Below are 22,976 nucleotides of genomic sequence, written 5' to 3' on the forward strand. Positions count from 1 at the left end.
AGGACCGTCATGCTCCAGAAGACCTTCAAGTCGCTCGCCCCGGGAGTGCGCAGCATCCCGCTGGTGAATTCGTGGTTCGCGCACATGTACCTGGTCGCGCCGTCCACGTTCGGACACTACACCCGCTATCACCTGGACCTGCTGGAATCCTTCGTCGACGACCCCTCCCAGCACCTGGAATCGGTCAAGATTCCCGAACTCACCGGCGGGCCTTTCATCAACTACACCGGCGACCCGGCCGACATGGCCCGGTTCCGCGACTCCACCCGCGAACGTTGCGCCAACCAGCTGCGCGGCGCGCAGGCGATCAACGGCATGTACCAGATGCTGCAGACGCAGGCCAAGGGCTCGGGCGTGCCTGGGCTGTATTCGCAGGTGGACGAACTGATCCGGCCCGGCGTCGAGCTGTCCTACGACGTGTGCAAGAACCCGGTCGCGCGCATCATCGAGAAGGTGTTCTACGACAGCTCGCTGTACGACACCTCGCTGCAGACCTGCATCCTGGAGAAGGCCAGCTACGAGCCGCGCACCTTCGTGCTGAGCACGCCGCAGATCCGTCGCCAACCCGGTTCGGTCGAGCTGCGCCTGCCGTTCGGCGACGCGCTGTGGACCCACATGAGCGCCGGCACCCACGACATCGACGACCTGCGCGAGATGCTGCGTCCCTACCTCGAGGCGCCGGACCGCGACCTGCCGCTGCTCGAGGACATGTTCATCGAGCATCCCACGCGAACCCGCGCCGACGAGCTGACACCGGGGCAGGTGCGGGTGCGCTACTTCGGTCATGCCTGCGTGCTGATGGAATGCGCCGGCGTCAGCGTGCTGGTCGATCCGCTGATCAGTTATCCGGGCGAATCGACCCTGGACCATTTCACCTTCGACGATCTGCCCGATCGTATCGACTACGTGCTGATCACCCATCCGCACCAGGACCACATTGTGCTGGAAACCCTGCTGCGCCTGCGCAGCAAGGTCGGCCAGGTGGTGGTCGGGCGCGCCGGCGGCGGCCATCTGCCGGACGTCTCGCTCAAGCTGATGCTGCACTACTGCGGTTTCGAGCGGGTGATCGAGCTCGGCGAGTACGAAACCATCGAGTTCGAGCACGGCCGCATCGTCGGTGCGCCGTTCTACGGCGAGCATGCCGACCTGGACATTCGCTCCAAGCTCGCCTTCGGCGTGCAGATGCACGAGGCCAACTGCCTGTTCTTCGCCGACTCCAACCCGCCGGTGCCGGAGTTCTACGCGCCGCTGAAGAAGCTGATGCCGCGCATCGACTGTCTGTTCCTGGGCATGGAATGCGTCGGCGCGCCGGCGACCTGGCTGTACGGCCCGCTGTTGCAGAAGATGCTGACCCGCGGCGAAGACCAGTCGCGGCGTCTGGATGGCTGCGACGCGGCCAAGGCGCTGGAGATGCACCGCTATTTCGAACCCGAGCGCATCTTCGTCTACGCCATGGGCGCCGAGCCGTGGCTGACCCACATCACCAGCATTCTGTATTCGGAGGAACTGCCGCAGTTCAAGGAGGCGCGCCTCCTCGAGTCGACCGTGCGCGGACAGGGCGGTCGGGCCGAAGTGCTGTACGGCAAGAGGGAGCTGATGCTGTGAGCGCAGCGCCCGCTGTAAACCCGTCCCGCTCGTCCCTGCAGGCGTTGTGGGGGCTGCTGCGCCGGGCCGGGCCGTCGCTGCCGCTGTTGGCCGCGGCGGCGGCGATGACCCTGGTCTCGGTCGCCGGCACGCTCGGCTTTCCGGTGCTGACCCGGCGCCTGGTCGATCAACTCGCCCAGGGCTCGATCGACCGCGACAGCGTCGTGCTGGTAACGGTGGTGATGCTGACCGCGGCGATCGCCTCGGCCTTGTCGGCGTTCCTGCTCGGCCGGGTCGGCCACGACCTGATCGCATCGCTGCGCAGCCTGCTGGTCGACAAACTGCTGCGCCTGCCGGTGGCCGCGTACGACACCCAAAGCACCGGCGAGCGGGTCAGCCGCGTGCTCAACGATTGCCAGTCGATCTCCGAACTGGCCACGCGCCAGGCGGTCAACCTGCTCAGCGGCGTGCTGATCCTGACCGGCTCGATCGGTGTGCTGCTTTGGCTCGACGCGCGGCTCACCCTGACCGTGCTGGGCTGCATCGTGCTGGCCTTCGGCGTGGTGCTGCCGCTGGTCGCGGTGCTGGAAAAGCTCGCGCTGAGCACCCAGGACCGCACTGCGCGCTTGGGCGGCATTCTCACCCACGTGTTGTCGGAGATTCGTCTGGTCAAGGCCTTCACCGCCGAGGGGCGCGAGCGCGAACGCAGCCGCCAGGAGATCCAGGACATCCGCCGGCTCGGCATCGAGGTAACCAAGATCAGTGCGGTGCTCGGGCCGCTGATCAGTCTGTCGCTGACCGCCGCGATCATGGTGATCCTGATCTACGGCAGCTCGCGGGTCAGTACCGGCAGCATCAGCATCGGCACGCTGACGGCGTTCATCCTGTACATCTTCAACGTCGCCGTGCCGCTGATCCAACTGACCACTTTTCTCGAAGAGCTGCAGAAGGCGCGCGGCGCCTCCACCCGCATCGCCGCACTGTTGCAGGACCCGGAGGAGGCCATGGCCGGCGAGACGCCCGGCGAAGCTCGCGCTGCACTGGAATTCCGCGACGTGTCCTTCGCTTATCCGGGGCGCGAGGCGAGGGTGCTGCACGGGATCAACCTCTCGTTCCGGCCCGGCACCACCAGCGCCCTGGTCGGCGCCAGCGGCAACGGCAAGAGCACGATCCTGGCCCTGATCGAGCGCTTCTACGCCGTCAGCGAAGGCGCCATCCTCTACGGCGGCAGGCCGATCGGCGAATTCGCCCTGGCTCCGTGGCGCGAACGCATCGGTTACGTGGCGCAGAGCGCGCCGATCATGCCCGGCACGGTGCGCGACAACATCCTCTACGGTCTGCACGGCGAATTCCCCGACGAACTGGTGCGCCTGGCCGCCGACCAGGCCGGCGCGCTGGATTTCATCGAGCAGATGCCGCAGGGGCTGGACACGGTGCTCAGCGAACAGGGTTCCAACCTGTCCGGCGGCCAGCGCCAGCGCATCGCCATCGCCCGCATGTTCCTGCGCAATCCCGACATCCTGATCCTCGACGAGGCCACCTCGAGCCTGGACAGCGAGACCGAGCATCAGGTCAAGCTGGCGCTGGAGTCGCTGATGCAGGGCCGCACCAATATCGTGGTCGCCCACCGCTTGGCTACGGTCATCCATGCCGACCGGATCTATTTCCTCGAAGAAGGACGGATCTCCGGCTGCGGCACCCATGAGGAACTGCTCGCCACGCATACCCGCTATGCGCGCCTGGTCGCGCGTCAGTTCCGCAAGCCGGGCGCCGACTCCGCGGTACCGACGCCGGCCGAGCGGCTGCCGGGCGAACCGATCCTGGCCGAAGCCGGCTCGGACTGAGCCGCCGCGGGTCGAACCGGCTCCGATCGAACCGGCTCCGATCGAACCCGACCAATCGAACACGTTCCCGAAAAAATCAACGCGAGACCATTCCATGAGCATGCGCAACCAACTTCAACAAGTCGCCGGACGCGAACTGCTGATGCAAGTCCCGGCGCAAACCCAATCGCAGGCCTGGGCCGAGCACAACCGCGCGGAGATCCAGGCGTTGCTGCACGAGCGCGGCGCGCTGGTGATCCGCGGCCTGCGCTTCCACGGCACCAAGCAGTTCGGCCAGCTGCTGGAAACCCTGTTCGGGGACGATCTGGCCGAATACACCTACCGATCCACGCCGCGCACCAAGCTCGGCGGCAACGTCTACACCGCCACCGAGTACCACCCCAGCGAGACCATCCCGCAGCACAACGAATCCTCGTACGCGAACGTGTGGGCGATGCACATCGGCTTTCTGTGCATGGTGCCGCCGGCGGCGGGGGCGGGCGGGGCCACGCCGCTGGCCGACAGCCGCGCGGTATTGGCGCGGATTCCGCCGGACATCGTCGAAAAATTCGAGAGCAAGCAACTGCAGTACGTGCGCAACTACGGCAACGTCGACCTGCCGTGGAGCGAGGTGTTCCAGACCGAGGACCGTGCCGAAGTCGAAGCCTTCTGCCGCGGCAACGGCATCGCCTTCGAATGGACCGGCGACAACGGCCTGCGCACCAAGCAGACCACGCCGGCCACCGAAGTGCATCCGGTCACCGGCGAAAAGGTCTGGTTCAACCAGGCCCATTTGTTCCACGTGTCGGGCCTGGCCGAGGACGTCGCGCGCGACATGCTGTCGCTGTACGCGCCGGAGGATCTGCCGCGCAACGTCTACTTCGGCGACGGGTCGCCGATCGAGGTCGAGGATCTGGAGCGCATCCGCGCCGTCTACGACGAGGTCAAGTTCCATTTCGACTGGCAAAAGGACGACGTGGTCCTGCTCGACAACATGCTCTTTACCCATGGCCGGCAGCCGTACTCGGGCGCGCGTAAGGTCCTGGTCGGCATGGCCCAGATGCGCCAGCGCGCATGAGCGCCGCCACGCCGGCGGCCAGCGCGAAGGCGCCGCCGCAGCCGACACCGCCAAGGCCGATATCGCCACAGCTCGGGCCGACCTGCGACGGTTGGCCTCGCGCTTCGCCGCGCGGCGGCCTCGCCATCGCCAGTGCGATCGCCGCGCTGTGCGTCGCGTTCGCGCTCGGCGGCTGCGACGAGGTCGCTCCGCCCGCCAATGCCGCAGCCAATGCCGCCACGCCGAGTCTGACCGTGGAAACCATCAGCCCGCGGGTGCAAGTGCTGGCGCGCGAGGTCAAGGCGTCCGGCGCGATCGCGGCCTGGGAGGAAATCGCGGTCGGCGCCGAAGTCGCGGGGCTGCGCGTGACCGAGGTGCGGGTCGAAGTCGGCGACACGGTGCGCCGCGGCGATGTGTTGCTGCGGCTGGACGCACGTACCCTGCGGGCCAGGGCCGCGCAGTCGGAAGCCGCGGTGGCCCAGGCCGAGGCCAATGCCGAGGTCGCGGCCAAGCGCGCACGACGCACGCGCGAGCTGGCGCTGCAGCACTTCGTTTCGCAACAGGACGCCGACCAGGCCCAGGCCGAAGCCGCGAGCGCGCAGGCGCAGCTGCGTACGATGCGTTCGGGCCTGGATGCAGCGAAGGTGGAATTGGATTTCACCGAGATCCGTGCGCCGCAGGACGGCGTGGTCTCCGCGCGCAGCGTGCAGCCGGGGCAGGTGACCGGCGCCGATGGCGAGTTGCTGCGGCTGATCCGCGACCGCCGCCTGGAATGGCGCGCGGAATTGTCCGAAGCCGAACTGATCCGGATCGCGCCGGGGATGCCGGTGCGCTTGAGCGGACCGGACGGCGTCGCGGTCGAAGGCCGCGTACGCCAGGTCGCACCGGCGCTCGATCCGCGCCGCCGCACCGGGGTGGTCTACGTCGATCTGCCGCTGCCCGGCCCGATGCGCGCGGGCATGTTCGCCTCCGGCGCGATCGAACTGGGCAGCGCGCCCAGCCTGACCATTCCGTTGGCGGCGGTGGTCCAGCGCGACGGCCGCGCTTATGCCTACGTGGTCGAAGGCGGCAACCGCGCACGTGCGCGCCGCATCCTTACCGCCGCGGTCGCCGGCGACTACGTGGACGTGCGCGAAGGCCTGCGCGCCAGCGACCGCGTCATCGCCCGCGGTGCCGGCTTCCTCGGCGACGGCGACGTCGTGCGGGTGGTGGATACCGGCCGCGGCGGCGCAGCGGCTTCGAACAAATACAGCCGCGGTTCCGCGGCTTCAGGCACGCCCAGCCGCGGTGCCGCGGCTTCGAGCACGCACCGCCGCGGCACTGCCGATGCCTCGAGCAGCACAGTGAGATGACATGAACTTTTCGGCCTGGTCGATCCACCGCCCGCTACCGGCGATCCTCGCGTTCGTGCTGCTCAGCGCGGCCGGCCTGCTCGGTTTCCTGCGCCTGCCGATCTCGGAGCTGCCCGACATCAGCGTGCCCACCGTGACCGTGACCGTCAGTCTGCCCGGCGCTTCGCCGAGCACCCTGGAAACCCAGGTCACCCGCAAGGTCGAGGATGCGCTGGCGAGCGTGCCGCATATCGACGAGATGCGCTCCATCGTCAACGAGGGCGTTTCGACCACCAATGTCCGCTTCGACCTGCGTCGCGACGGCAACCTCGCCAAGGAACAGGTGCGCGATGCGGTCGAACGCATCCGCGCCGACCTGCCCAAGGACATCGAAGCGCCGGCGGTGGTGTTGGAAGAGGTCGAAAGCAGCGACGTGGTGGTGTTCGCCGTCGCCGCCGATGGCTGGAGCGACGAAGAGCTGAGCTGGTACATCGACGACACCGTGGCCAAGCGCCTGTTCGGCCTGCCCGGGGTCGGCGCGGTGCGGCGCATCGGCGGCGTCGACCGCGAAGTGCGGGTCGAACTGCGGCCCGAGGCGGTGCAGGCGTTGGGGGTCAGCCCTGCGCTGTTGTCGCGGCAGTTGGCCGACATCCAGCAGGAACAGCCCGGCGGCCGCACTACGCTCGGCGGCGGCGAACAGGCCGTGCGCACCATCGGCACCGTCGCGGTGCCCGCCGATCTGGCCGACTATTCGATCTTTACCGCCGACGGACGCCAGGTGCGACTGTCAAGCATCGCCGACGTGCGCGACGGCGGGGCCGAACCGACCCAGGCCGCGAGCCTCGACGGACGTCCCGCGATCGGCTTCGCGGTGCAGCGCACCCTCGGCGCAAGCGAAGTCGAGGTGGGCCGCGCGGTGCGCGCCGAGGTAGCGGCGCTGCGCAAGCAGGCGCGGCTGCGCTTCACCGAAGTCGCCTCGACCACGACCGCGGTCGAGGCCTCGTACCGCTCCTCGATGCAGATGCTGTGGGAAGGCGCCTTGCTGGCGACCCTGGTGGTGTGGTGGTTCCTGCGCGACTGGCGGGCAACCTTCATCGCCGCGATCGCACTGCCGTTGTCGATCGTGCCGACCTTCGCGGCGATGCACTGGCTCGGTTTCAGCCTCAACGTGGTGAGCCTGCTGGCGCTGGCGGTGGTGGTCGGCATCCTGGTCGACGACGCCATCGTCGAGGTCGAGAACATCGACCGCCACCTGCACCTGGGCAAGTCGCCGAAGGCCGCAGCGTTGGAAGCTTCCGACGAAATCGGCCTGGCGGTGATCGCCACCTCGTGCACGCTCGCGGCGGTGTTCATTCCGGTCGCCTTCATGCCCGGCATTCCGGGCAAGTTCTTCCGCGAGTTCGGCTGGACCGCGGCCACCGCGGTGCTGTTCTCGTTGCTGGTGGCGCGGTTGGTGACGCCGATGATGGCCGCCTTCATGCTCAAGCCGGCGCGGCAGCGCAACGAAGATTCGGCGACGATGCGCTGGTACCTGCGCTGGGCCGACCGCGCCCTGCGCCATCGCGGCAAGACCGTGCTGCTGTCGGCGGCGCTGTTCGTGCTGTCGTTGGTGGCGCTGCCGCTGCTGCAGACCACCTTCATTCCCGCCGACGACGGCGACCAGAGTAGCGTGCTGCTGGAACTGGCGCCCGGCACGCCGCTGGCCGCCACCCGCGCCGCGGCCGAGGACGCGCGCCAGCGCATCGCCTCACTGCCGGAGATCGCCCACGTCTTCATCACCGCCGGCGCCGGCAGCGGCGAGGGCGGGCCGGCCACCGACGAGGTGCGCAAGGCCACGCTGACGCTGAAATGGCGCGAGCGACGCGAGCGCAACCAACAGCAGCTCGAAGCCGAAGTGCTCGCGCGCCTGCGCGATCTGCCCGGCGTGCGGGTGGGGCTGCAGGGCGGCGAACCCGGTCGTGGCCTGCAACTGTTGCTCGCCGGCGAAGACCCGGCGACGCTGGCGCGCGCCGCACGCGAGGTCGAGAACGCGATCCGGCAACTGCCGGGCCTGGGCGCGGTAACCTCGACCGCGGCGCTGGTGCGCCCGGAAATCGTCGTGCGTCCGGACCCGGCGCGCGCCGCCGACCTGGGCGTGTCCACCTCCGACATCGCCGCCGCCGCACGCGTCGCCACGCGCGGCGACTACGAACAGTTCCTGGCCAAGCTCAACCTGCCCGAACGGCAGGTCCCGATCCGGGTCCAGCTCGCCGGCGGCGCGCTGTCCGACCCGGCGTTGCTGGCGCAGCTGCGCGTGCCCACCGTCGCCGGCGGTGCGGTGCCGCTGGCGGCGGTGGCCGACATCGCCGCCAGCAGCGGCCCGTCGCAGATCGACCGCTTCGGCCGCAAGCGCAACGTCACCCTCTCGGTGGATCTCAACGGCCGCGCGCTCGGCGTAGTCGACGCACAGATCAAGTCGCTGGAAGCGGTGCGCCAGCTGCCGCCGGGGGTCGAACTGCGCGCGGCCGGCAACGCCAAGATCTTCGTCGAGATGATGCTCGGCTTCGCCATCGCCATCGTCACCGGCCTGTTCTGCGTATACGGGGTGCTGGCGCTGCTGTTCAACCACGCCAGCCAGCCGCTGACGATCCTGGTGGCGGTGCCGCTGGCGGTGACCGGCGCGGTCGCGGCGCTGGTGCTTACCGGCACCGACGTATCGCTGCCGGTGCTGATCGGCCTGATCATGCTGATCGGCATCGCGGTCAAGAACTCCATCCTGCTGGTGGATTACGCGGTGATCGCCCAGCGCACGCTTGGTTTGAGCCGGCACGCGGCCTTGCTGGACGCCTGCCACAAACGCGCACGCGCCGTGCTGATGACGACCCTGGCGATGGGCGCGGGCATGCTGCCGATCGCGCTGGGCTGGGCGGCCGACTCGAGCTTCCGCGCGCCGATGGCGATCGCCCTGATCGGCGGCCTGATCTCCTCGACCGTACTCAGCCTGGTGGTGGTGCCGGCGGCGTTCACTTTGATCGACGATGCCGAGGAGTGGCTGCTGCGGCGCTGGCGCCGGCGCAGCAACACGTCGACGGCGGAACCGGAGTTGAGCGGGGCAGGGTAGCGCAGCGATCCCCGTGCTCACAGCGCGCTTCGGCGCGGCAGTCGAGCGTCGGGCAGAGCAGGGCGGCAGGGCGCTCAACGGCTTCGCGGTAGACCCGGTTGCCCGTCGACCAGCGTGCGGCAATGCCTGACGGCTGCGATCCGGCTTGCCTTCGATTCCGATTGTTCGGCGCGTTGAGATCGAAGTGGACGATGCAGTCCCGGGAATCGTCAGCCGGCCTGCGGCGGAGCGGCATTGATCGCCCATTGCGCGGCGAAAGCACGCCGGTATGCGGGCCGCGCTTCGCCGCGGGCGACATAGGCGGCCAGGCCCGGAAATTCGTCGAGGATGCCCGATGGCCTCAGTCTGAGCAGCACCGACACCATCATCAGGTCGCCCGCACTGAACGCACCATCGAGCCAGTCGGCATCGCCCAGGCGGGCCGCAAGCTGGACCAGACGGTGGCGAATGCGATCTTCCACCAGAGGCAGACGCTGCTTGGCCCAGGGCTTGTCGCCTTCCTGGAACTTGGCGATGACCAGGTCGAGGATCGACGGTTCCACGGTATTGAGCGCGGCGAACATCCAGGTGATGGCGCGCGCCCGCGCGTTGGGGTCGTGCGGCAACAGGCCAGGGTGGCTTTGCCCGAGATGCAAGACGATCGCGCCGGTTTCGAACAGGGCGAGATCGCCTTCCTCGTAGGTGGGAATCTGGCCGAAGGGATGCAAGCGCAGGTGCGTGGGCTCCTTCATCGCAGCGAACGAAACCGGACGGACCTCATAGGGCTGGCCCACCTCTTCCAGCGCCCAGCGCACGCGCGTGTCGCGCGCCAATCCTTTGCCGCCGTCGGGCGATCGTTCAAAGGCAGTGATGATGACGGTCATGGCGATGCTCTCCTGGTCAAGTCGGTTGCGGGTTGCCCACTCACCATGGCGACGAACGGCTGGACCCGAATTCGACATAGGCCGGAAAGCTGGCGCGCCTGGACGGGGAGGGGCTCCTCTTCGGTCCCGATTGCAGTGGGCCCGATGAATGGGCTCGGCCCGTCGTCCTCCCGGAACTCATGCGTCTGGCTACAGCCATCGGCGGGACATTATCCTTGGCCTCCATGCTCGCTCCGCTCTGTTGACGGCTTCGGCCGGGCCCCATGACGAGCGAGCCGGTATTCCCATCGGCGTCGCCCGATTGCTGCGCACCGCACTGTCGATGCCAATCAAACTGGGCGCCTCCTGGCCGGCGTCCAAGCCGCCCCGGTTTCGCGGCGCGGCTTTGAGTCACGCGGCTTTGACTCAGGCGGCTTTAACTCAGGTTGCTTAATTCAGACGGCCACCATTCAAGGGTCAGACACCGAGGAGACATCATGACGGTCAAGCGCATGGACAATATCGGCATCGTGGTCGAAGACATCGACGCCGCCGTAGAGTTTTTCATCGAACTCGGTCTGGAGCTGGAAGGGCGTGCCCCGATCGAAGGCGACTGGGCCGATGGCGTCACCGGGTTGCGCGACATGCGCGTCGAGATCGCCATGATGCGTACGCCGGACGGTCACAGCCGGCTCGAGATCTCCCGATTCCTCGCACCGCCGGTGGTCGCCGATCATCGCAGCGCTCCGGTGAACGCCCTCGGCTACCTGCGCGTGATGTTCACCGTGGAGGACATCGACGATACGCTCGCCCGGCTCGGCACACGCGGCGCGAAGCTCGTCGGCAACCTGGTCCAGTACCAAGACAGGTATCGGCTCTGCTATATCCGGGGCCCCGAAGGCATCCTCATCGGCCTTGCCCAAGAGCTAGGGCAGCAAATGCCCCAGTGAAGACATGTAACGGCTGAGGCGCAGATCCAGTCGCTTGCCGAGTTCATTTTGCCCAGTCTCGCCCCCTCTCCCACCAGGGGAGAGGGGCTTCGCGCTGCAACGACCGCATCAATAATCGAAGCGGACGCGCAGGCCGACCGTGCGCGGATCGTTCCAGTAGCCGCGGATGAAACCGCCGGCGTCATCGGCCCAATTCTTGGTCATCTTGTCGGTGGCGTTGAGCACGTACAGCTCGGCGCGCCAGAACGAGGGCGACCGCAGACTCAGGCTGGCATCGACCGTCGTATAAGCCTCCTGCGCGTCGGAAACATGCGCGTTGTCGAGGTTGCGCAGGGTGAAGTACATCTTGTCCTGCCACTTCACGCTGAGCCATGGCACCAGTTCATAGCCGTTGCCGAACTTGAAGGTGTGGGAGACGTTGACCCCTGCGGTGAATTTCGGCGTCATCGGCAGGTGGTGGCCGGTGATGTCGTAGATCTGGCGGCCGGCCAGGGTCGGGTCGGGGCCGCTGTAGGGCTCCGGGCAAGGCACTGCGCCGAACTCTTCGCGCACGCCGCAGTTCCATTCGTCGCTGAAGCTGGGGTAGTCCTTGATCTTGCTGTCGATGTACGAGAAGAAACCACCGATACGGGTGTTGGGCGTGGGCAAGTAGTCCACTTCCACTTCCAGGCCCGGGATGTTCACCGTGCCGACGTTGACGGTCTGCCACTTCTTGATCACGTCGCAGGTCGGGTCGAAATCCGGGCAGGGTTCGTTGACGTGAACCTTGGCGGCATAGAAGTCGCCGGTCACCTGCATGTCCTTGTAGCGGCTGTAGAAGGCGGTGACCGACAGGCTCAGGCGCTTGTCCAGCAGCAGGCCCTTGTAGCCGATTTCAAAATTGGTCACGGTTTCCGGCTGGTACGGGAAGAAGGTGTACTGCGGGCCGGGCGGGCCGTCGATGCAGACTTTGCCGCCGCAGGCATCGTCCTTGTCGCCGAAGCCGCCCGCCTTGTAGCCGGTGGACAGCGAAGTGAACAGGATCTCGTCATCGGACAAGTCCTTGGTCAGGCCCAAGCGCCAAGTGACCTTGCGCCAGGATTCGGAGTGTTCGTTCTCGGCCGGCGGCCCCCACAGCTTGTAGGCATCGATGCCGCCGAACGGCCCCATCCGTTCGCTCAAGTCACGGCCATTGTGCGGGCGGAAACCCGGCTCGCCCGGCGTGCCCGGGTCATACAGGCCGTTGTAGTAGGCCGCCGATTCGGCATCCCAACCGCCGTACACCTGGCCGCCGCGGTCGGTTTTTTCGTCGCGGCTGTAGCGTGCGCCCAGGGTTGCGGTCCAGGTGGGGGCGAAGCGCCAGTCGGCCTGGGAGAAGATCGCCTTGGCGTCGATCTGGCGGTTGGGCTGGTGATACAGCTGGCTGATCGGGTAGCCGTACGGCGCGTTGACCAGCATTTCCTGGGCATAGTCGATCTGGTTCTTCTCGTGCATCCAGAACAGGCCCGACACCAATTTCAGGCGTTCGCCCTGATGCTTGAACTGCAGTTCGTGCACGAACGACTTGTATTTCGAGTCCAGGGTGATCGAGGTGTTGTCGCGCACCGGCCACACGCCCCAGTCGCCTCCCGGCGGTACCGGAAGGGTGGCGGTCACCTGCGACGGGATCTCGTGGTAGCCGCCATCGTCGTCGGCGATCTGCGAGCGCTTCTGGGTGGCGAAGGCCACGCTGTATTCGATGCTGTTGCTGTCGCTGAGGAACCAGTTGAGGTTGGAGCGCACCGTGTCGATCGACATGTCGGTCTTGCCCGGCACGTTGATCTTCACGTCCCACTTGCCGCCTTGGCAGGCGAAGCGGGTGCCGGCGGCCTGGTCGCAGTCTTTCAGCCCCACCTGGCCGGCGCCGGAGTTCTGGAATTTCTCGTAGGCCAGCAGCCATTCGACGTTGTCGGTGATGGCGAAGCGGGCGGCGAGGCGCACCGCCCATTCGTCGCGGTTGTAGTAATACTCGTCGCGCCCGACCTTGCTGTTGCGGCGTTGGTCTACGTCGGGTATGCCATCGGCGGTGAACCCCCGCTCGGGGATGTCGACGTCGGTGAAGTCCTGCTGTTGGTCGATCCAGCCATCGCGCTCGACCTTGGTGGCGGACAGGCGCAGAGCGAAGCGATCGTTCACCGCGATATTCTGGATCAGGTTGAGCTGGCGCAGGTTGTAGCTGCCCACGTCGACCTCGACGCTGCCGAAGCTGGAATCGAAGCGCGGCTTGGCCGGAATGATGTTGATACTGCCGCCGGTAGAGTTGCGGCCGAACAGCGTGCCCTGCGGGCCGCGCAACACTTCGACCTGGTCGACGTCGAACATCAGCGCCAGCGCGCCTTGCGGACGCGGCGAGTACAGGCCGGCCACATGCAGGCCCACGGCCGGGTCGCCGATCTCGGTGAAGTTGTTGGCGCCGATGCCGCGGATGCTGACCTGCACGCCGGAATCCGGGCCGGCGGCGATCTGCAGATTGGGCATGCTGCCGGACAGGCCGCGTACGTCGCGGATGCCCTCGCGGGTCAACGCTTCCTGGGTCACGGCGGTGACGGTCACCGGCGTTTTCAACAAGTCCGATTCGATGCGGGTGGCGGAAACATGCACGGTCTCGAGGGTCGTTCTGGCTTCGCCAGTTGGGGTGCTTCCGGCTTCGCCGGCGCCGACCTGTCCGGCCCCAGCCTGCCCAGCGCTGGCTTGGCTGGCGCTGGCCTGTTTGCTCTCCTCGGTCGCACTCGACTGGGCCAGGACCGGCGAGGTTGTACAGCCGATCAATACCGCTGCCACCGCGACGGCGAGGCCGGTCGGTCGAACATCGCTGGGATGTTTTTTCATTATGGGCTCCTGGTTGTACGGCGACTCGGACCGGCCGACTCGCGCAGTGACTGGTGCGGTTGCCCGATCAGGGCGAGGCGGAAGTGTTCGAGGCGGGAGAGTTCTTGCCGGAGTACACGGTCTGGTTGCGTACCAGTGGCCTGGCCCAGGCACTGACGCTGAGGATGTAGAGCAGCGGAATGAAGACCAGCGACAAGCCCACGCGCAGGCCCCAGTGGTCGGCGATGAAGCCGATCAGCAGCGGCACGATGGCGCCGCCGAGGATGCCGCTGCACAAGATTCCCGAGAACGCGCCGTGGTGCTGGGTGACCGAATTCAATCCCAGCGAGAAGATCACCGAGAACATCACCGACAAGAAGAAACCGGCGGCGGGAAAGGCCAGTAGAGAGAGGTCTGCAGGGCCGAACAGCGCCAGTGCAAGGCAGGCAATGGCCAGGACCGAGAAGATCGCCAGCACCAGCTTCGAATCCAGCAGTTTCAGCAAGCCCAGCCCGGCCAGGCAGCCGAGCGACATCAAGCCCCAGAAGCGGCTGACCGCAATGGCGCCCTGTTCGGTGGCCGACATGCCGTGGTAGCTGTGCAGGAACTGCGACATCCAGTTGGCGAGGGACTGCTCGGTGCCCACATAGGCGACGATGGCCAGGAAGAACAGGCGCACGTCATGGCGTCGCAGCAGACTGCGGTAAGCCTCGCGGCTGCCGGCGCGCTCGTCTTCCTTCAGTTCCACCGCCGGCAACGGCAGCTTGTAGTTGAGCAGCGCCAGCAGTACGAAGGCGGCGCTGAAGTACCAGTAGAACGTCAGCCAAGCCAGCGGCTGTCCCTCTACCTCCGGGCGCTGCATGTAGAGCCGGAAGGCCAGTGGGCTGAGGAACGAAGCCAGGCCGAACACCAATTGCGCCATCACCGAGAAGAAGGCGAAGTGCTCCTCGCCGGCGGCCGTGCGCATCAGCGGGTTGATCACCACCTGCAGCAGCGCCATGCCCAGGCCGATGACGAACAGCCCGGCGACGACCGAGACGTAACCGGGCATCACCGCGATGGCCAGGGCGCCGATGAAATTCAGCGCGAAGGCGCTAAACAGAGTGAAGCGGGTGCCGCGGATTTCGATCAGGATGCCGCCCGGGATCGAGATCAAGCCGTAGGCCAGGAAGAAGGAGAACGGCATGAAGCCGGCCATGCTCAGGCTCAGCTTGAAATCCTGGATGGCGATCGGCATCAGCGGGCCGATCAGATTGGTGATGAAGGAGATCGCGAACCAGATCAGCAGGATGTAGCTGACGATCATCGGCCGGTGCTTCATGGTCGCGCCTCCGGGTCAGGATTGCGGCTGCAGGCAATGGGAGAGTTCGCCGGCGGCGATGCTCTTGCGCGGGAAGCGCGGCAGGATCGCGGTGGCGGTGCGGCAGCCGGCCGCGAGCGCGTCGCGCAGGTTGGCGTGGTTCGTGCTGGTCTGACTCAGACGAGCCGCCAGATAGCCGGTGTTGAAGCTGTCGCCGGCCCCCACGGTGTCGAAGATTTCGCAGGCCGCCTCGCTGGCGTAACGGATGCTCTGGCCATCGAGGTGACCCAGCGCGCCCGCGACGCCCAACTTGACGATGAGAAGGGCGCCGGGCTTGAGCAGGCGGGCGACGCGCCGCACCGCAAGCTCCAGATCTCGGTTGTCTTCCACATCCGCGCTGTCTTCCAGATCCCGGCCGTCGTCCTGGCCGTTCGCGATGCTCATCGCCTCCAACTCGTTGACCAGCAGATGGTCGCAATGGGCCAGCCAACCTTCGACTTCCTGGTGCACTTGGGGCGTCCAGCCTTCCGACGGCCAGCCGGTATCCAGCGCGACCTGGTAGCCCTTGGCCGCGGCCGCGGCCAGCAGCCGGCTGAAGTCCTCGCGCAGCCCCGGCAGCAGGAAGGGGGCGGTGAACAAGGCGACGCTGCCGGGCGACGCCTGCGGCAGGTGTTCCAGCACGAAGGACGGGGTCAGATGCTGCAGATGCCCGCAACTGGTCAGGAAGGTGCGTTCGCCATCGGCATGCATCAGCCCCACCGACACGGTGGTATCGCTGGCGCAGGTCTGCAGTTCCACCCGAATACCGGCCAATTGCAGCCGCAGCCACTGCGCCAGGTCGTCGTCGCCGATGGCGCCGATCAGATGCGGGCTCAGGCCGAGGTGGCGGGCGGCGAGGGCGGCGTTCGCCGCCGAACCACCGGCACGCAGTTCGCTGCGTGGCAGCAACTGTTCGGTGCCGATCTTGGGCCAGCCGTCCAGCGTGCCCAGGACCAGGTCCACGCTGACGTCGCCGACGATGCTGAGTCGAGGCGGGTCGTGTCGAGGCGGGCCGAGCTCGGGCGGGCTGGCTTGAGGTCCACCGGGTTGGGGCAGGTCGGATTGGGGCGTGCCGGATTGAGACGGGCCGGCTTGGGATTGATCTAGCTTCATGGGCCGACTATAGGCAGCCCGATTTAGCCCTGTCAATAATAATATCCAATGGAAGTATAATTAAACGCGACGCCCTCCAGCGGCCGGGCGATGACCCAGCAGCTCGGCCGTCTGCTCCCCGAGCTCGTCTTTCTGCAGGCCTTCCAGGCGCGGCGAGAGCAGTTCATGGATGGGCAGCACCGCGGCGCCCAACAGCGAACAGTCCTCCTCGCGCTGGGAAATCATCACCCGGGGCCATTCCGGGGCAGGGCGGCCGCGTACCGAGCGGTGCAAGGGCTGGGCCAGCTCGACCAGGCGTTGCACCAGCTTCTGCGGCGCCGATCCGCCGATGACGATGGTCTGCGGGTCGAGCATGTTCTCGATCATGCAGATGGCATCGCGCAGTCGCTGGGCGGCCTGTTGGCACCACTGCTGCAGGGGTTGGTCCGCCGCATCGTCCAAGCGGTCGAGCAAATCCGGCGTACGGATCTGCCCGTCGTCCAGGCCTAGCGCCTCGGCGAGCGAATGCAGCGACAGGTAGCGCTCCAGGCAGCCCTGGTTACCGCAGTAACACGGCGTGCCGCCCGGGACGACCGGCACGTGGCCGATCTCGGTGGCGTTGCCGTCGGCGCCGCGATAGGTGTTGCGGCCGACGATGAGCGAGCCGCCCAGGCCCATGCTCAGGTGCAGGTAGAAGAAGTTGTCCAGGTGCCTGGCGACCCCGTACAGGGTCTCGCCGAGCGCACCGGCCACGCTGTCGACGCTGTGGAACAGGGGCAGGCCGGTGGCTTCCTGCAACTGGTCGAGGATGGACAAGTCCTTCCAGCCCTCCAGCGCGGTGGGGCCGACGAAACTCAGTTCGGTGTCGCCGAGCGGGCCGGGCAGGGCCACGCCGATGCCCCACAGCCGGCCATTGGCCTGGCGGCGCAGCTTGGCCACCAGCTCCAGCAAGCCGGCCAGCAACTGCGGTCGATCGCAGCCCTGCAACTGCACCTCGCAGCGAGCATCGATCTGGCCCAACAGATTCACCAACGCGCCCGAGGCGCGGCCCGGTTCCAGGCTGATGCCGATGGACTGGCCGGCGTCGGGATTGATCTCGAAGGCGATCGGCGGCTGGCCGCGGGTCTTCAGATCTTTTTGCCGGCGCGAGACGATCAGGCCGATGGATTCCAGTTCATTGGTGATGTTGGCGACCGTTTGCGGGCTCAGCGAGACCTTTTCCTGGATGTCCTTGCGCGAGGCCGCGCCATGCTGGCGGATGAAATCCAGCACGAGACGGCGGTTGTAGGGGGCGCTGGATTGCTGGGTGGCGCCGCGACCACTGTTCATAGGCGTTGAAACCGATTGAGCGTAGGGGAGGGAGACACCGTATTATTCATACATCCATGTGAAGTATTTATTGACGACGGTCGACTACATGGCTAAGTTGCGGTGGCCAGTCTATCCGGAACCGTGCCGATGACCCCTGTGCCGCACTCCCGCAAGACCGCAATTCAAGCGATGGCCGCGCTGGCGATCGCGCTGTCCAGCCTGCTGCAAGTGGCCAGTGCTGCATCGACCGAGCAGGCGGCTACCGAGCCGACGACGACGCCGAAAACCAAGGTGTCGGTGAGCCTGCCCAAACAGCCGCTGCTGGTGCAGATCAACCAGGTCGCGCTGGAGCGGCTAGGGCCGAAGCGGGCCGTCGTGGAATATGCGGGCGAGACCGGGGAGGGCAGCTACACCGTGCTGCGCGACGGCAAGCCGATCAAGCACGGCGATCTGCGCTCGCTGCCACCGTTTGCCGAGTGGAGCCCGGGCAAGCGCTATTTCGCCGTCGATTTTTCCGATGCCGAGCAGGTTGGCAAATACGAAGTGGCAGTGCGTATCGGCAAACAGCGTGCGGTGTCGGCCTCAGTCTCGGTGCGCGACAACGCAGTCTTCGCCACGACCGGCGCGCAACTGCTCGGCTATTTCAAGCGCAGCCGCCATACCGACGACGCCGACCGCGACCTGCGCATCTTCCAGACCTCGCGCAAGGTGAACGCCTGGGGCGGCTGGCAGGATGCCGGTGGCGACAAGGGCAAATACTTGTCCCATCTCGGCTACGCCAACCATTTCAATCCGCAGCAGGCCTCGATGGCGGCCTGGGTCCTGGCCTATGGCGCGCATGCGCATAACGCCCTGTTCGCCGCTCACGGCTTGCAGACGCAAGTCGAGGACGAGGCGTTCTGGGGCGCGGACTATCTGCACCGCATCCTCGATGCGGAGGGCTACTTCTACATGACCGTGTTCGACCAATGGGGCACGCCGGGTGTCGAGCGCATGGTCACCGGCTATGAAGGCGCGGCCGGCACCTTTACCACGCTGTACCGCTCGGCCTTTCGCGCCGGCGGCGGCATGGCCATCGCGGCGCTCGCGCGCGCCTCGATGTTGGCCAGGCAAAGCGGCCGCCATGGCGAATTCGACGGCGCCCAATACCTGGCCGATGCAGAGCGTGCCTACGCGCACCTGCGCCGGTTCAACCCGCAGTACGGCGCCGACGGCAAGGAAAACATCATCGACGACTACACCGCGTTGATGGCGCTGGTGGAGCTGCACAACGCCACCGGCCACGCGCGCTATCTCGACGATGCGCGCGCGCGTGCGGCGAGCCTGATCGCACGGCAGCAGGCCGACGGCGGTTTCGTCAGCGACGGCGGCCGCCGCCCGTACTACCACGCGGCCGAGGCCGGCTTGCCGGTGATCAGCCTGTCCGCCTATGCCAATATCGAACCGGAGCAGGCACGTCGTCAGCGTGTGCTCGATGCCATCGGCTCGGCGCTCAAGCACGAGTTGACCATCACCAACGCGGTGGCCAACCCGTATGGCTACGCCCGCCAGCGTTTCCAGCTGACCCAGAACGGCAAGGCCACAGGCGAGGTGTTGGAAGGGTTTTTCATTCCGCATCGCAACGAAACCGGCTACTGGTGGCAGGGCGAAAGCGCGCGCCTGGCGTCGCTCAGCGCGGCCATGGTCATCGGTGGCCGCAAGCTGGCAGACCATGGCACCGCCGGCTATGGCCTGCCTGCCGATCGAGCCGCTTATGCGCAAAGCCAGCTCGACTGGACCCTGGGCCGCAACCCGTACGGCATCTCCATGCTCTACGGTTTCGGCAAGAACAACCCGCCGACCGTGCTGGAGAGCGCCGGCGAAATGTTCGTCGGCGGCATCTCCAACGGCATCACCGGTGCGCCGGGCAGCGACACCGGTGCCGGCATTAGCTTTGCGCCAGGCCCGGATTCCGAGCAGTGGCGCTGGGTCGAGCAATGGATTCCGCACACGACGTGGATGCTGTTCGCGGCCATGACGACGACGACGGCCGAAGCGCGCTGAGCGGCCTGCAGCGCTCGCGCCGAATCCGCAAGCGTTGGACCGAGGATGAATTCGCGCGAGGCACGCGCGGTGACGATGCGGCCGGCGTTGCCGCAAAGCGGCGCTAACTTACGCGCAGGGCGCGGATCAGGGCGGAAAGCGCCGCCGATTGATGGCGACGGTCCGGGTAGTAAATGAAGAAACCGGGAAAGGAGGGCGACCAGTCTTCCAGCACCCGGATGAGCTTGCCCTCGTCGATGAAGCCCGCCACCTGATCTTCATAGGCCAGCGCGATGCCCAGACCGGCCAAGGCGCTGTGGATGGCGAGGCTGGTGTCGTCGACGACGAGCGTCCCGGTGACGGTGCTCGTCACCGGCGCGCCGCCTTTCTCGAATTCCCATCGGTACGGGCCGCCCGGAAGGCGCAGCCCGATGCAGTTGTGGGCGCTCAGGTCCCGCGGTTTCAGGGGGCGGCTGCGCGTCGCGAAATACCCGGGCGTAGCGACGGCGGCCAGTCGTAGTTCCGGGGTCACGCGCGCGGCGATCATGTCCTTCTGGATGAATTCTTCCAGTTGGATGCCGGCGTCGAACCCGCCTCCGACCAGATCCACCGGACCCGTGCAGGTGGACACATCGAGCACCACCTCGGGATAGGCCGCGGCGAACGCCGGCAGTTTGGGCAACAGCACCGACACAGCGGCGGATTTCGAGACGGCGAGACGAAGCCGGCCGGCGGGCCGATCTCGAGCGGTGCGAACTTCGTTGAGTGCCTGCTCGATCTGCTCGAGCGCCGGCGAGAGCGTCTTCAACAGCGCAGCGCCCGCGGAGGTCGGCGCCACGCTTTTGGTCGTGCGGGCCAGGAGTTGCAGTTCCAGGCGACGTTCCAGACCGCGGATCGTGTGGCTCAACGCCGACTGTGTGACCCCAAGCCGCGCCGCAGCCCGGGTAAAGCTCCGCTCGGTGGCGACGACGGCGAACGCGGCGAGGTCATTCAGTTCGCTCTTCATGAAATCGACTCATGAGTCCTATACGGGTATTTGCAATTTACTCATATATGGACGCGATCTAAAGTCATTCCTGTGGCGACCGGGAGAGCACGCCCCAAAGCGGAAGAACGGACCGCCGTCCTCGCTTTCGCAGCAATCTCCGACATCAGAAGGTGGAATAAACCTATGCAAGACGCTGAATATGCATTGCGAGCCTTGGCTCAAGTCTATTTCGATGCCGCGTACGACATGGACGCAGAGCAGTTCCAGTCGATATTTCACCCCCTCAGTGCCGTAACCAGAATCGGCGACGACGGCGAGGTCAGCGCGATGCCGATCGAGACTTGGCTGGGCGGCGTGCGCAATGCGACCGCGCCGCGAAAACTCAGCCTCGAGCGCAAGGACGAGATCCTCGCGGTCGATGTTTCCGACCATCTCGCCCTGATCAAGCTGAAGCTTCAAATGCCGCCGCGCCACTTCACCGACCTGCTGTCGTGCCTGAAGGTGCAGGGCACCTGGAAGATCGTTCAGAAGGTGATGTCGGTCGACGTCCGCCAGTAGGTTCAAACGGGGCAGGGTGGAGCGTCGCCGTCATTAACGCCATCTCAGGCGGGTGCGCGGCTCCCCACTACGGTTGCGGTCGCGTTATCCGCCCCTCAAGACCGCTTTTGCAGTAGTTCCAACACCGGCCGAGTACCGGCGTTGTGTTGTAGGCTGTGGGCAATGGAGAGCGCAGGGGGCGCTATGCGAGCATGGATTGCCGTGTTGTTGCTGCTGTCGGCGGGTTCGGTTGTCGCGCAGGACATACACAAGTGTGTTAGCGGCAAGGAAATCAGCTACCAATCGGAGCCGTGCGCCCCAGGCCAAACCTACGTTAAGACCTGGGGCACCGAGATCACGAGCAGCGATGCTTACGGCAAGGTCCGTCCTGCGCGTCAGCCAGCTGTCGATCCGAACTATCTTACGCGGCAAGCCCATCGAGCCAGGAATGGTGCGGGGCCGGGTACGGTCATTGGCCCTCGCGCGTCCAGCTTCAACTCCTGCGAGGAAATGAAGCGCCAGCGTGATGCGTACCTCGACAGCGAGCATGGCCGGCATACCGGCTACGACGGGCGCAGAGCCTGGAACGATCGCGTCTACGACGCCTGCAAATGAAGTCGTGCTAGCCGACAGCCAGACCGTTTACCCGGTATTCGCCGAGGTCGACCACAACGACCTTGACGAGCTGCCGCTTGGATTTCCGTGCCGCGTTCTTGCTGCGGGCCAAATCCCGACGTTGCTCGTAGTCCTGGCGCCACGCCGCGCCAACCTGTCCAGGGTCCGGTTAAGTCGACGTGGTTGTAGACCTCCCGTTGGTGCAACGCGGCGGCGCAGTCATTCGGGCACGGGGTGTTAGCGGGCCAGCATGGCGGGCGAGTGTTCACGGAGACCTCCTGTCGATGTGAGTAAAGCCAGGAGACCACGCAGGAAGCGCGCCGGCCGCGACGGCAGCCCCAATCCAAAACTTCGCATAATGCCTATTATGTTCTCGCCTGGTGCGACGCTGGCTGCTGGTCGCATGGCGTGCGTCTGTCGCGCGCTACCGTTGGCATCCCAACCAACTACAAGGAGCGTAGACGATGGACATGGACCTCACTGGCGAGTGGTACGGCTGGCGCGTTCGCGGTCGGTTCCTCATTTCTGACGACGGCCAGCGCATCCCCAAGGAACGACTGCGCGGCCTGCTGTTCCGCGATGCCGGCGAGCTGCGTCTAGCCGGCTTCGAATCACGGCGTAAGGCGGAAGCCAACCAGCGCGCTAAGAGCCGAGGCTTCAAGGTCAATAGGCTGAGACGCTGGCGATCGCCAGAGCTGAACGAAGAAGGCCCCCAATCGGGGGCCTTTTTTCTGGCTGTATCCTCCCGCGACCTAGGGAGGAATCTAAATGGCCTTGAAAGTGATCGGAGCACTGCTAGTTCTCGTCTCGTGCTGCACCTCTGCATACCTGCTGGGGCTACACCAGCGAGATGGTGAGCTACAAACGCTGCGTGCGGAGCTGTGGCAAAAAACGGAGGAAGCCCGAGCCCACAAAATGGTGGCTCGGGACTGCTGGCGAACAAACGCCCCTGCGAAATCGATTGAAACTCGATAAACGGTCTTCACGGGGCGGGCTGAGACTTGCCGCTCTACCCAGGGGAAACGTCATGGATGAGAACGCACGCACCGTCAGGAACGACGACGATCGAGGGCCCTGGGGTTGGATGAGTACCGGACTCGCCATCCTGATCTTCGTCGGGGTCGTGGCCGCCGCAGGCGCGGCCGCCTTCCAGATCGGCAAGCAACAAACCGCCGCGGACGACAAGAAACGAAAAGCAGCCGCAGTCAGCGCGATAGCCCGTCAGCAGCTGACGGAACTGCGGATGGAAAAGCTCGTTGCCGAACGCGACACGTTGCGCGACCGAGTGCTGCAACTGGAAACCGAGCTTCTAGCCGAGCGAAGCGCGAGACCGCAGGAAAAAAGCTCGCTGCGTTGCATCAACGGTGAGCTTGTCGTCCGCAAGGGAAATACCTGGTCATCGGCGGGCGATTGCTGAGCCGGTGCCTGCACCGTCGGACGCTCCCGGATCAGGGGGCGGCACCGCTGCACCGCAGCCAGCCACCGGTTCGGCGCATCCCCAGGCCACCGCGCTGGCGAAACGCCGCCGGATCGGATGCAATCGGGCCGATCCTTCGCGC

General features: G+C 66.3%; 16 protein-coding genes. 10 read left to right on the forward strand and 6 right to left on the reverse strand.

The window, feature by feature from the left end:
- The first annotated feature begins 9 nt into the window (after positions 1 to 9).
- From ACTOWK_RS04435 to ACTOWK_RS04455, 5 genes are all read left to right on the forward strand, one after another.
- Positions 10 to 1,605 (forward strand): MBL fold metallo-hydrolase, encoded by a 1,596-nt coding sequence (locus ACTOWK_RS04435; RefSeq protein WP_441328981.1) that lies wholly within the window; start codon positions 10 to 12, stop codon positions 1,603 to 1,605.
- The gene (locus tag ACTOWK_RS04440) at positions 1,602 to 3,428 is read left to right on the forward strand and encodes an ABC transporter ATP-binding protein (RefSeq protein WP_441328982.1); all 1,827 of its coding nucleotides are present in this window, start codon (positions 1,602 to 1,604) and stop codon (positions 3,426 to 3,428) included. Before ACTOWK_RS04435 ends, ACTOWK_RS04440 begins: the two co-directional genes overlap by 4 nt.
- A 94-nt stretch (positions 3,429 to 3,522) precedes the next feature.
- Positions 3,523 to 4,485: a TauD/TfdA family dioxygenase gene (locus ACTOWK_RS04445; protein ID WP_441328983.1), complete on the forward strand. Its 963-nt coding sequence runs from the start codon at positions 3,523 to 3,525 to the stop codon at positions 4,483 to 4,485.
- Positions 4,482 to 5,816: an efflux RND transporter periplasmic adaptor subunit gene (locus ACTOWK_RS04450; RefSeq protein ID WP_441328984.1), complete on the forward strand. Its 1,335-nt coding sequence runs from the start codon at positions 4,482 to 4,484 to the stop codon at positions 5,814 to 5,816. Before ACTOWK_RS04445 ends, ACTOWK_RS04450 begins: the two co-directional genes overlap by 4 nt.
- Before the next feature lies 1 nt (position 5,817).
- Complete coding sequence (locus ACTOWK_RS04455; protein WP_441328985.1) at positions 5,818 to 8,895, forward strand: efflux RND transporter permease subunit; 3,078 nt, start codon at positions 5,818 to 5,820, stop codon at positions 8,893 to 8,895.
- Between the two features lie 209 nt (positions 8,896 to 9,104).
- Here the strand turns inward: ACTOWK_RS04455 and ACTOWK_RS04460 are convergent, their stop codons facing one another.
- Positions 9,105 to 9,758, reverse strand: a complete 654-nt coding sequence (locus ACTOWK_RS04460) for a glutathione S-transferase family protein (protein WP_441328986.1) — start codon at positions 9,756 to 9,758, stop codon at positions 9,105 to 9,107.
- 476 nt (positions 9,759 to 10,234) lie between these two features.
- Between ACTOWK_RS04460 and ACTOWK_RS04465 the strand changes: the two genes are divergently transcribed.
- On the forward strand, positions 10,235 to 10,687 hold the full coding sequence (locus ACTOWK_RS04465) for a VOC family protein (protein ID WP_441328987.1): 453 nt from the start codon (positions 10,235 to 10,237) through the stop codon (positions 10,685 to 10,687).
- Between the two features lie 108 nt (positions 10,688 to 10,795).
- Here ACTOWK_RS04465 and ACTOWK_RS04470 read toward each other — a convergent pair whose 3' ends face one another.
- The 4 genes from ACTOWK_RS04470 to ACTOWK_RS04485 all read right to left on the reverse strand — a co-directional run bounded on the left by ACTOWK_RS04470 (position 10,796) and on the right by ACTOWK_RS04485 (position 17,273).
- Positions 10,796 to 13,534: a TonB-dependent receptor domain-containing protein gene (locus ACTOWK_RS04470; protein WP_441328988.1), complete on the reverse strand. Its 2,739-nt coding sequence runs from the start codon at positions 13,532 to 13,534 to the stop codon at positions 10,796 to 10,798.
- Between the two features lie 67 nt (positions 13,535 to 13,601).
- Positions 13,602 to 14,834, reverse strand: coding sequence for an MFS transporter (locus ACTOWK_RS04475; RefSeq protein WP_441328989.1), 1,233 nt, complete (start codon positions 14,832 to 14,834; stop codon positions 13,602 to 13,604).
- Positions 14,835 to 14,849: 15 nt separating this feature from the next.
- The gene (locus ACTOWK_RS04480) at positions 14,850 to 15,965 is read right to left on the reverse strand and encodes a carbohydrate kinase family protein (RefSeq protein WP_441328990.1); all 1,116 of its coding nucleotides are present in this window, start codon (positions 15,963 to 15,965) and stop codon (positions 14,850 to 14,852) included.
- Between the two features lie 60 nt (positions 15,966 to 16,025).
- Entirely contained in the window at positions 16,026 to 17,273 is a 1,248-nt protein-coding gene (locus ACTOWK_RS04485; RefSeq protein ID WP_441328991.1) for an ROK family transcriptional regulator, read from the reverse strand.
- A 129-nt stretch (positions 17,274 to 17,402) separates the two neighbouring features.
- On the opposite strand from ACTOWK_RS04485, the gene ACTOWK_RS04490 reads away from it, so the two are divergent.
- Complete coding sequence (locus ACTOWK_RS04490; RefSeq protein ID WP_441328992.1) at positions 17,403 to 19,298, forward strand: glycoside hydrolase family 9 protein; 1,896 nt, start codon at positions 17,403 to 17,405, stop codon at positions 19,296 to 19,298.
- A gap of 103 nt (positions 19,299 to 19,401) precedes the next feature.
- Here ACTOWK_RS04490 and ACTOWK_RS04495 read toward each other — a convergent pair whose 3' ends face one another.
- On the reverse strand, positions 19,402 to 20,283 hold the full coding sequence (locus tag ACTOWK_RS04495; RefSeq protein WP_441328993.1) for a LysR substrate-binding domain-containing protein: 882 nt from the start codon (positions 20,281 to 20,283) through the stop codon (positions 19,402 to 19,404).
- A gap of 165 nt (positions 20,284 to 20,448) precedes the next feature.
- Here ACTOWK_RS04495 and ACTOWK_RS04500 point away from each other — a divergent pair, with 165 nt between their 5' ends.
- The 3 genes from ACTOWK_RS04500 (at position 20,449) to ACTOWK_RS04510 (ending at position 22,834) form a co-directional block, all read left to right on the forward strand.
- Entirely contained in the window at positions 20,449 to 20,823 is a 375-nt protein-coding gene (locus ACTOWK_RS04500) for a nuclear transport factor 2 family protein (protein WP_441328994.1), read from the forward strand.
- Positions 20,824 to 21,024: 201 nt separating this feature from the next.
- Complete coding sequence (locus ACTOWK_RS04505) at positions 21,025 to 21,417, forward strand: hypothetical protein (protein WP_441328995.1); 393 nt, start codon at positions 21,025 to 21,027, stop codon at positions 21,415 to 21,417.
- Positions 21,418 to 22,444: 1,027 nt separating this feature from the next.
- Complete coding sequence (locus ACTOWK_RS04510) at positions 22,445 to 22,834, forward strand: hypothetical protein (protein ID WP_441328996.1); 390 nt, start codon at positions 22,445 to 22,447, stop codon at positions 22,832 to 22,834.
- Positions 22,835 to 22,976: the final 142 nt, after the last annotated feature.

It is taken from the genome of Lysobacter sp. CA196, assembly GCF_052078695.1.
In the GTDB taxonomy this organism is placed as follows: Bacteria; Pseudomonadota; Gammaproteobacteria; order Xanthomonadales; family Xanthomonadaceae; genus Lysobacter.

What these genes read in the sequence shown, in the direction of transcription:
- ACTOWK_RS04435 (WP_441328981.1), top strand. Translation starts at nt 10, where the DNA reads ATGCTCCAGAAGACCTTCAAGTCGCTCGCCCCGGGAGTGCGCAGCATC.
- ACTOWK_RS04445 (WP_441328983.1), top strand. Translation starts at nt 3,523, where the DNA reads ATGAGCATGCGCAACCAACTTCAACAAGTCGCCGGACGCGAACTGCTG.
- ACTOWK_RS04450 (WP_441328984.1), top strand. Translation starts at nt 4,482, where the DNA reads ATGAGCGCCGCCACGCCGGCGGCCAGCGCGAAGGCGCCGCCGCAGCCG.
- ACTOWK_RS04455 (WP_441328985.1), top strand. Translation starts at nt 5,818, where the DNA reads ATGAACTTTTCGGCCTGGTCGATCCACCGCCCGCTACCGGCGATCCTC.
- ACTOWK_RS04460 (WP_441328986.1), bottom strand. Translation starts at nt 9,758, where the DNA reads ATGACCGTCATCATCACTGCCTTTGAACGATCGCCCGACGGCGGCAAA.
- ACTOWK_RS04465 (WP_441328987.1), top strand. Translation starts at nt 10,235, where the DNA reads ATGACGGTCAAGCGCATGGACAATATCGGCATCGTGGTCGAAGACATC.
- ACTOWK_RS04470 (WP_441328988.1), bottom strand. Translation starts at nt 13,534, where the DNA reads ATGAAAAAACATCCCAGCGATGTTCGACCGACCGGCCTCGCCGTCGCG.
- ACTOWK_RS04475 (WP_441328989.1), bottom strand. Translation starts at nt 14,834, where the DNA reads ATGAAGCACCGGCCGATGATCGTCAGCTACATCCTGCTGATCTGGTTC.
- ACTOWK_RS04480 (WP_441328990.1), bottom strand. Translation starts at nt 15,965, where the DNA reads ATGAAGCTAGATCAATCCCAAGCCGGCCCGTCTCAATCCGGCACGCCC.
- ACTOWK_RS04485 (WP_441328991.1), bottom strand. Translation starts at nt 17,273, where the DNA reads ATGAACAGTGGTCGCGGCGCCACCCAGCAATCCAGCGCCCCCTACAAC.
- ACTOWK_RS04490 (WP_441328992.1), top strand. Translation starts at nt 17,403, where the DNA reads ATGACCCCTGTGCCGCACTCCCGCAAGACCGCAATTCAAGCGATGGCC.
- ACTOWK_RS04495 (WP_441328993.1), bottom strand. Translation starts at nt 20,283, where the DNA reads ATGAAGAGCGAACTGAATGACCTCGCCGCGTTCGCCGTCGTCGCCACC.
- ACTOWK_RS04500 (WP_441328994.1), top strand. Translation starts at nt 20,449, where the DNA reads ATGCAAGACGCTGAATATGCATTGCGAGCCTTGGCTCAAGTCTATTTC.
- ACTOWK_RS04510 (WP_441328996.1), top strand. Translation starts at nt 22,445, where the DNA reads ATGGATGAGAACGCACGCACCGTCAGGAACGACGACGATCGAGGGCCC.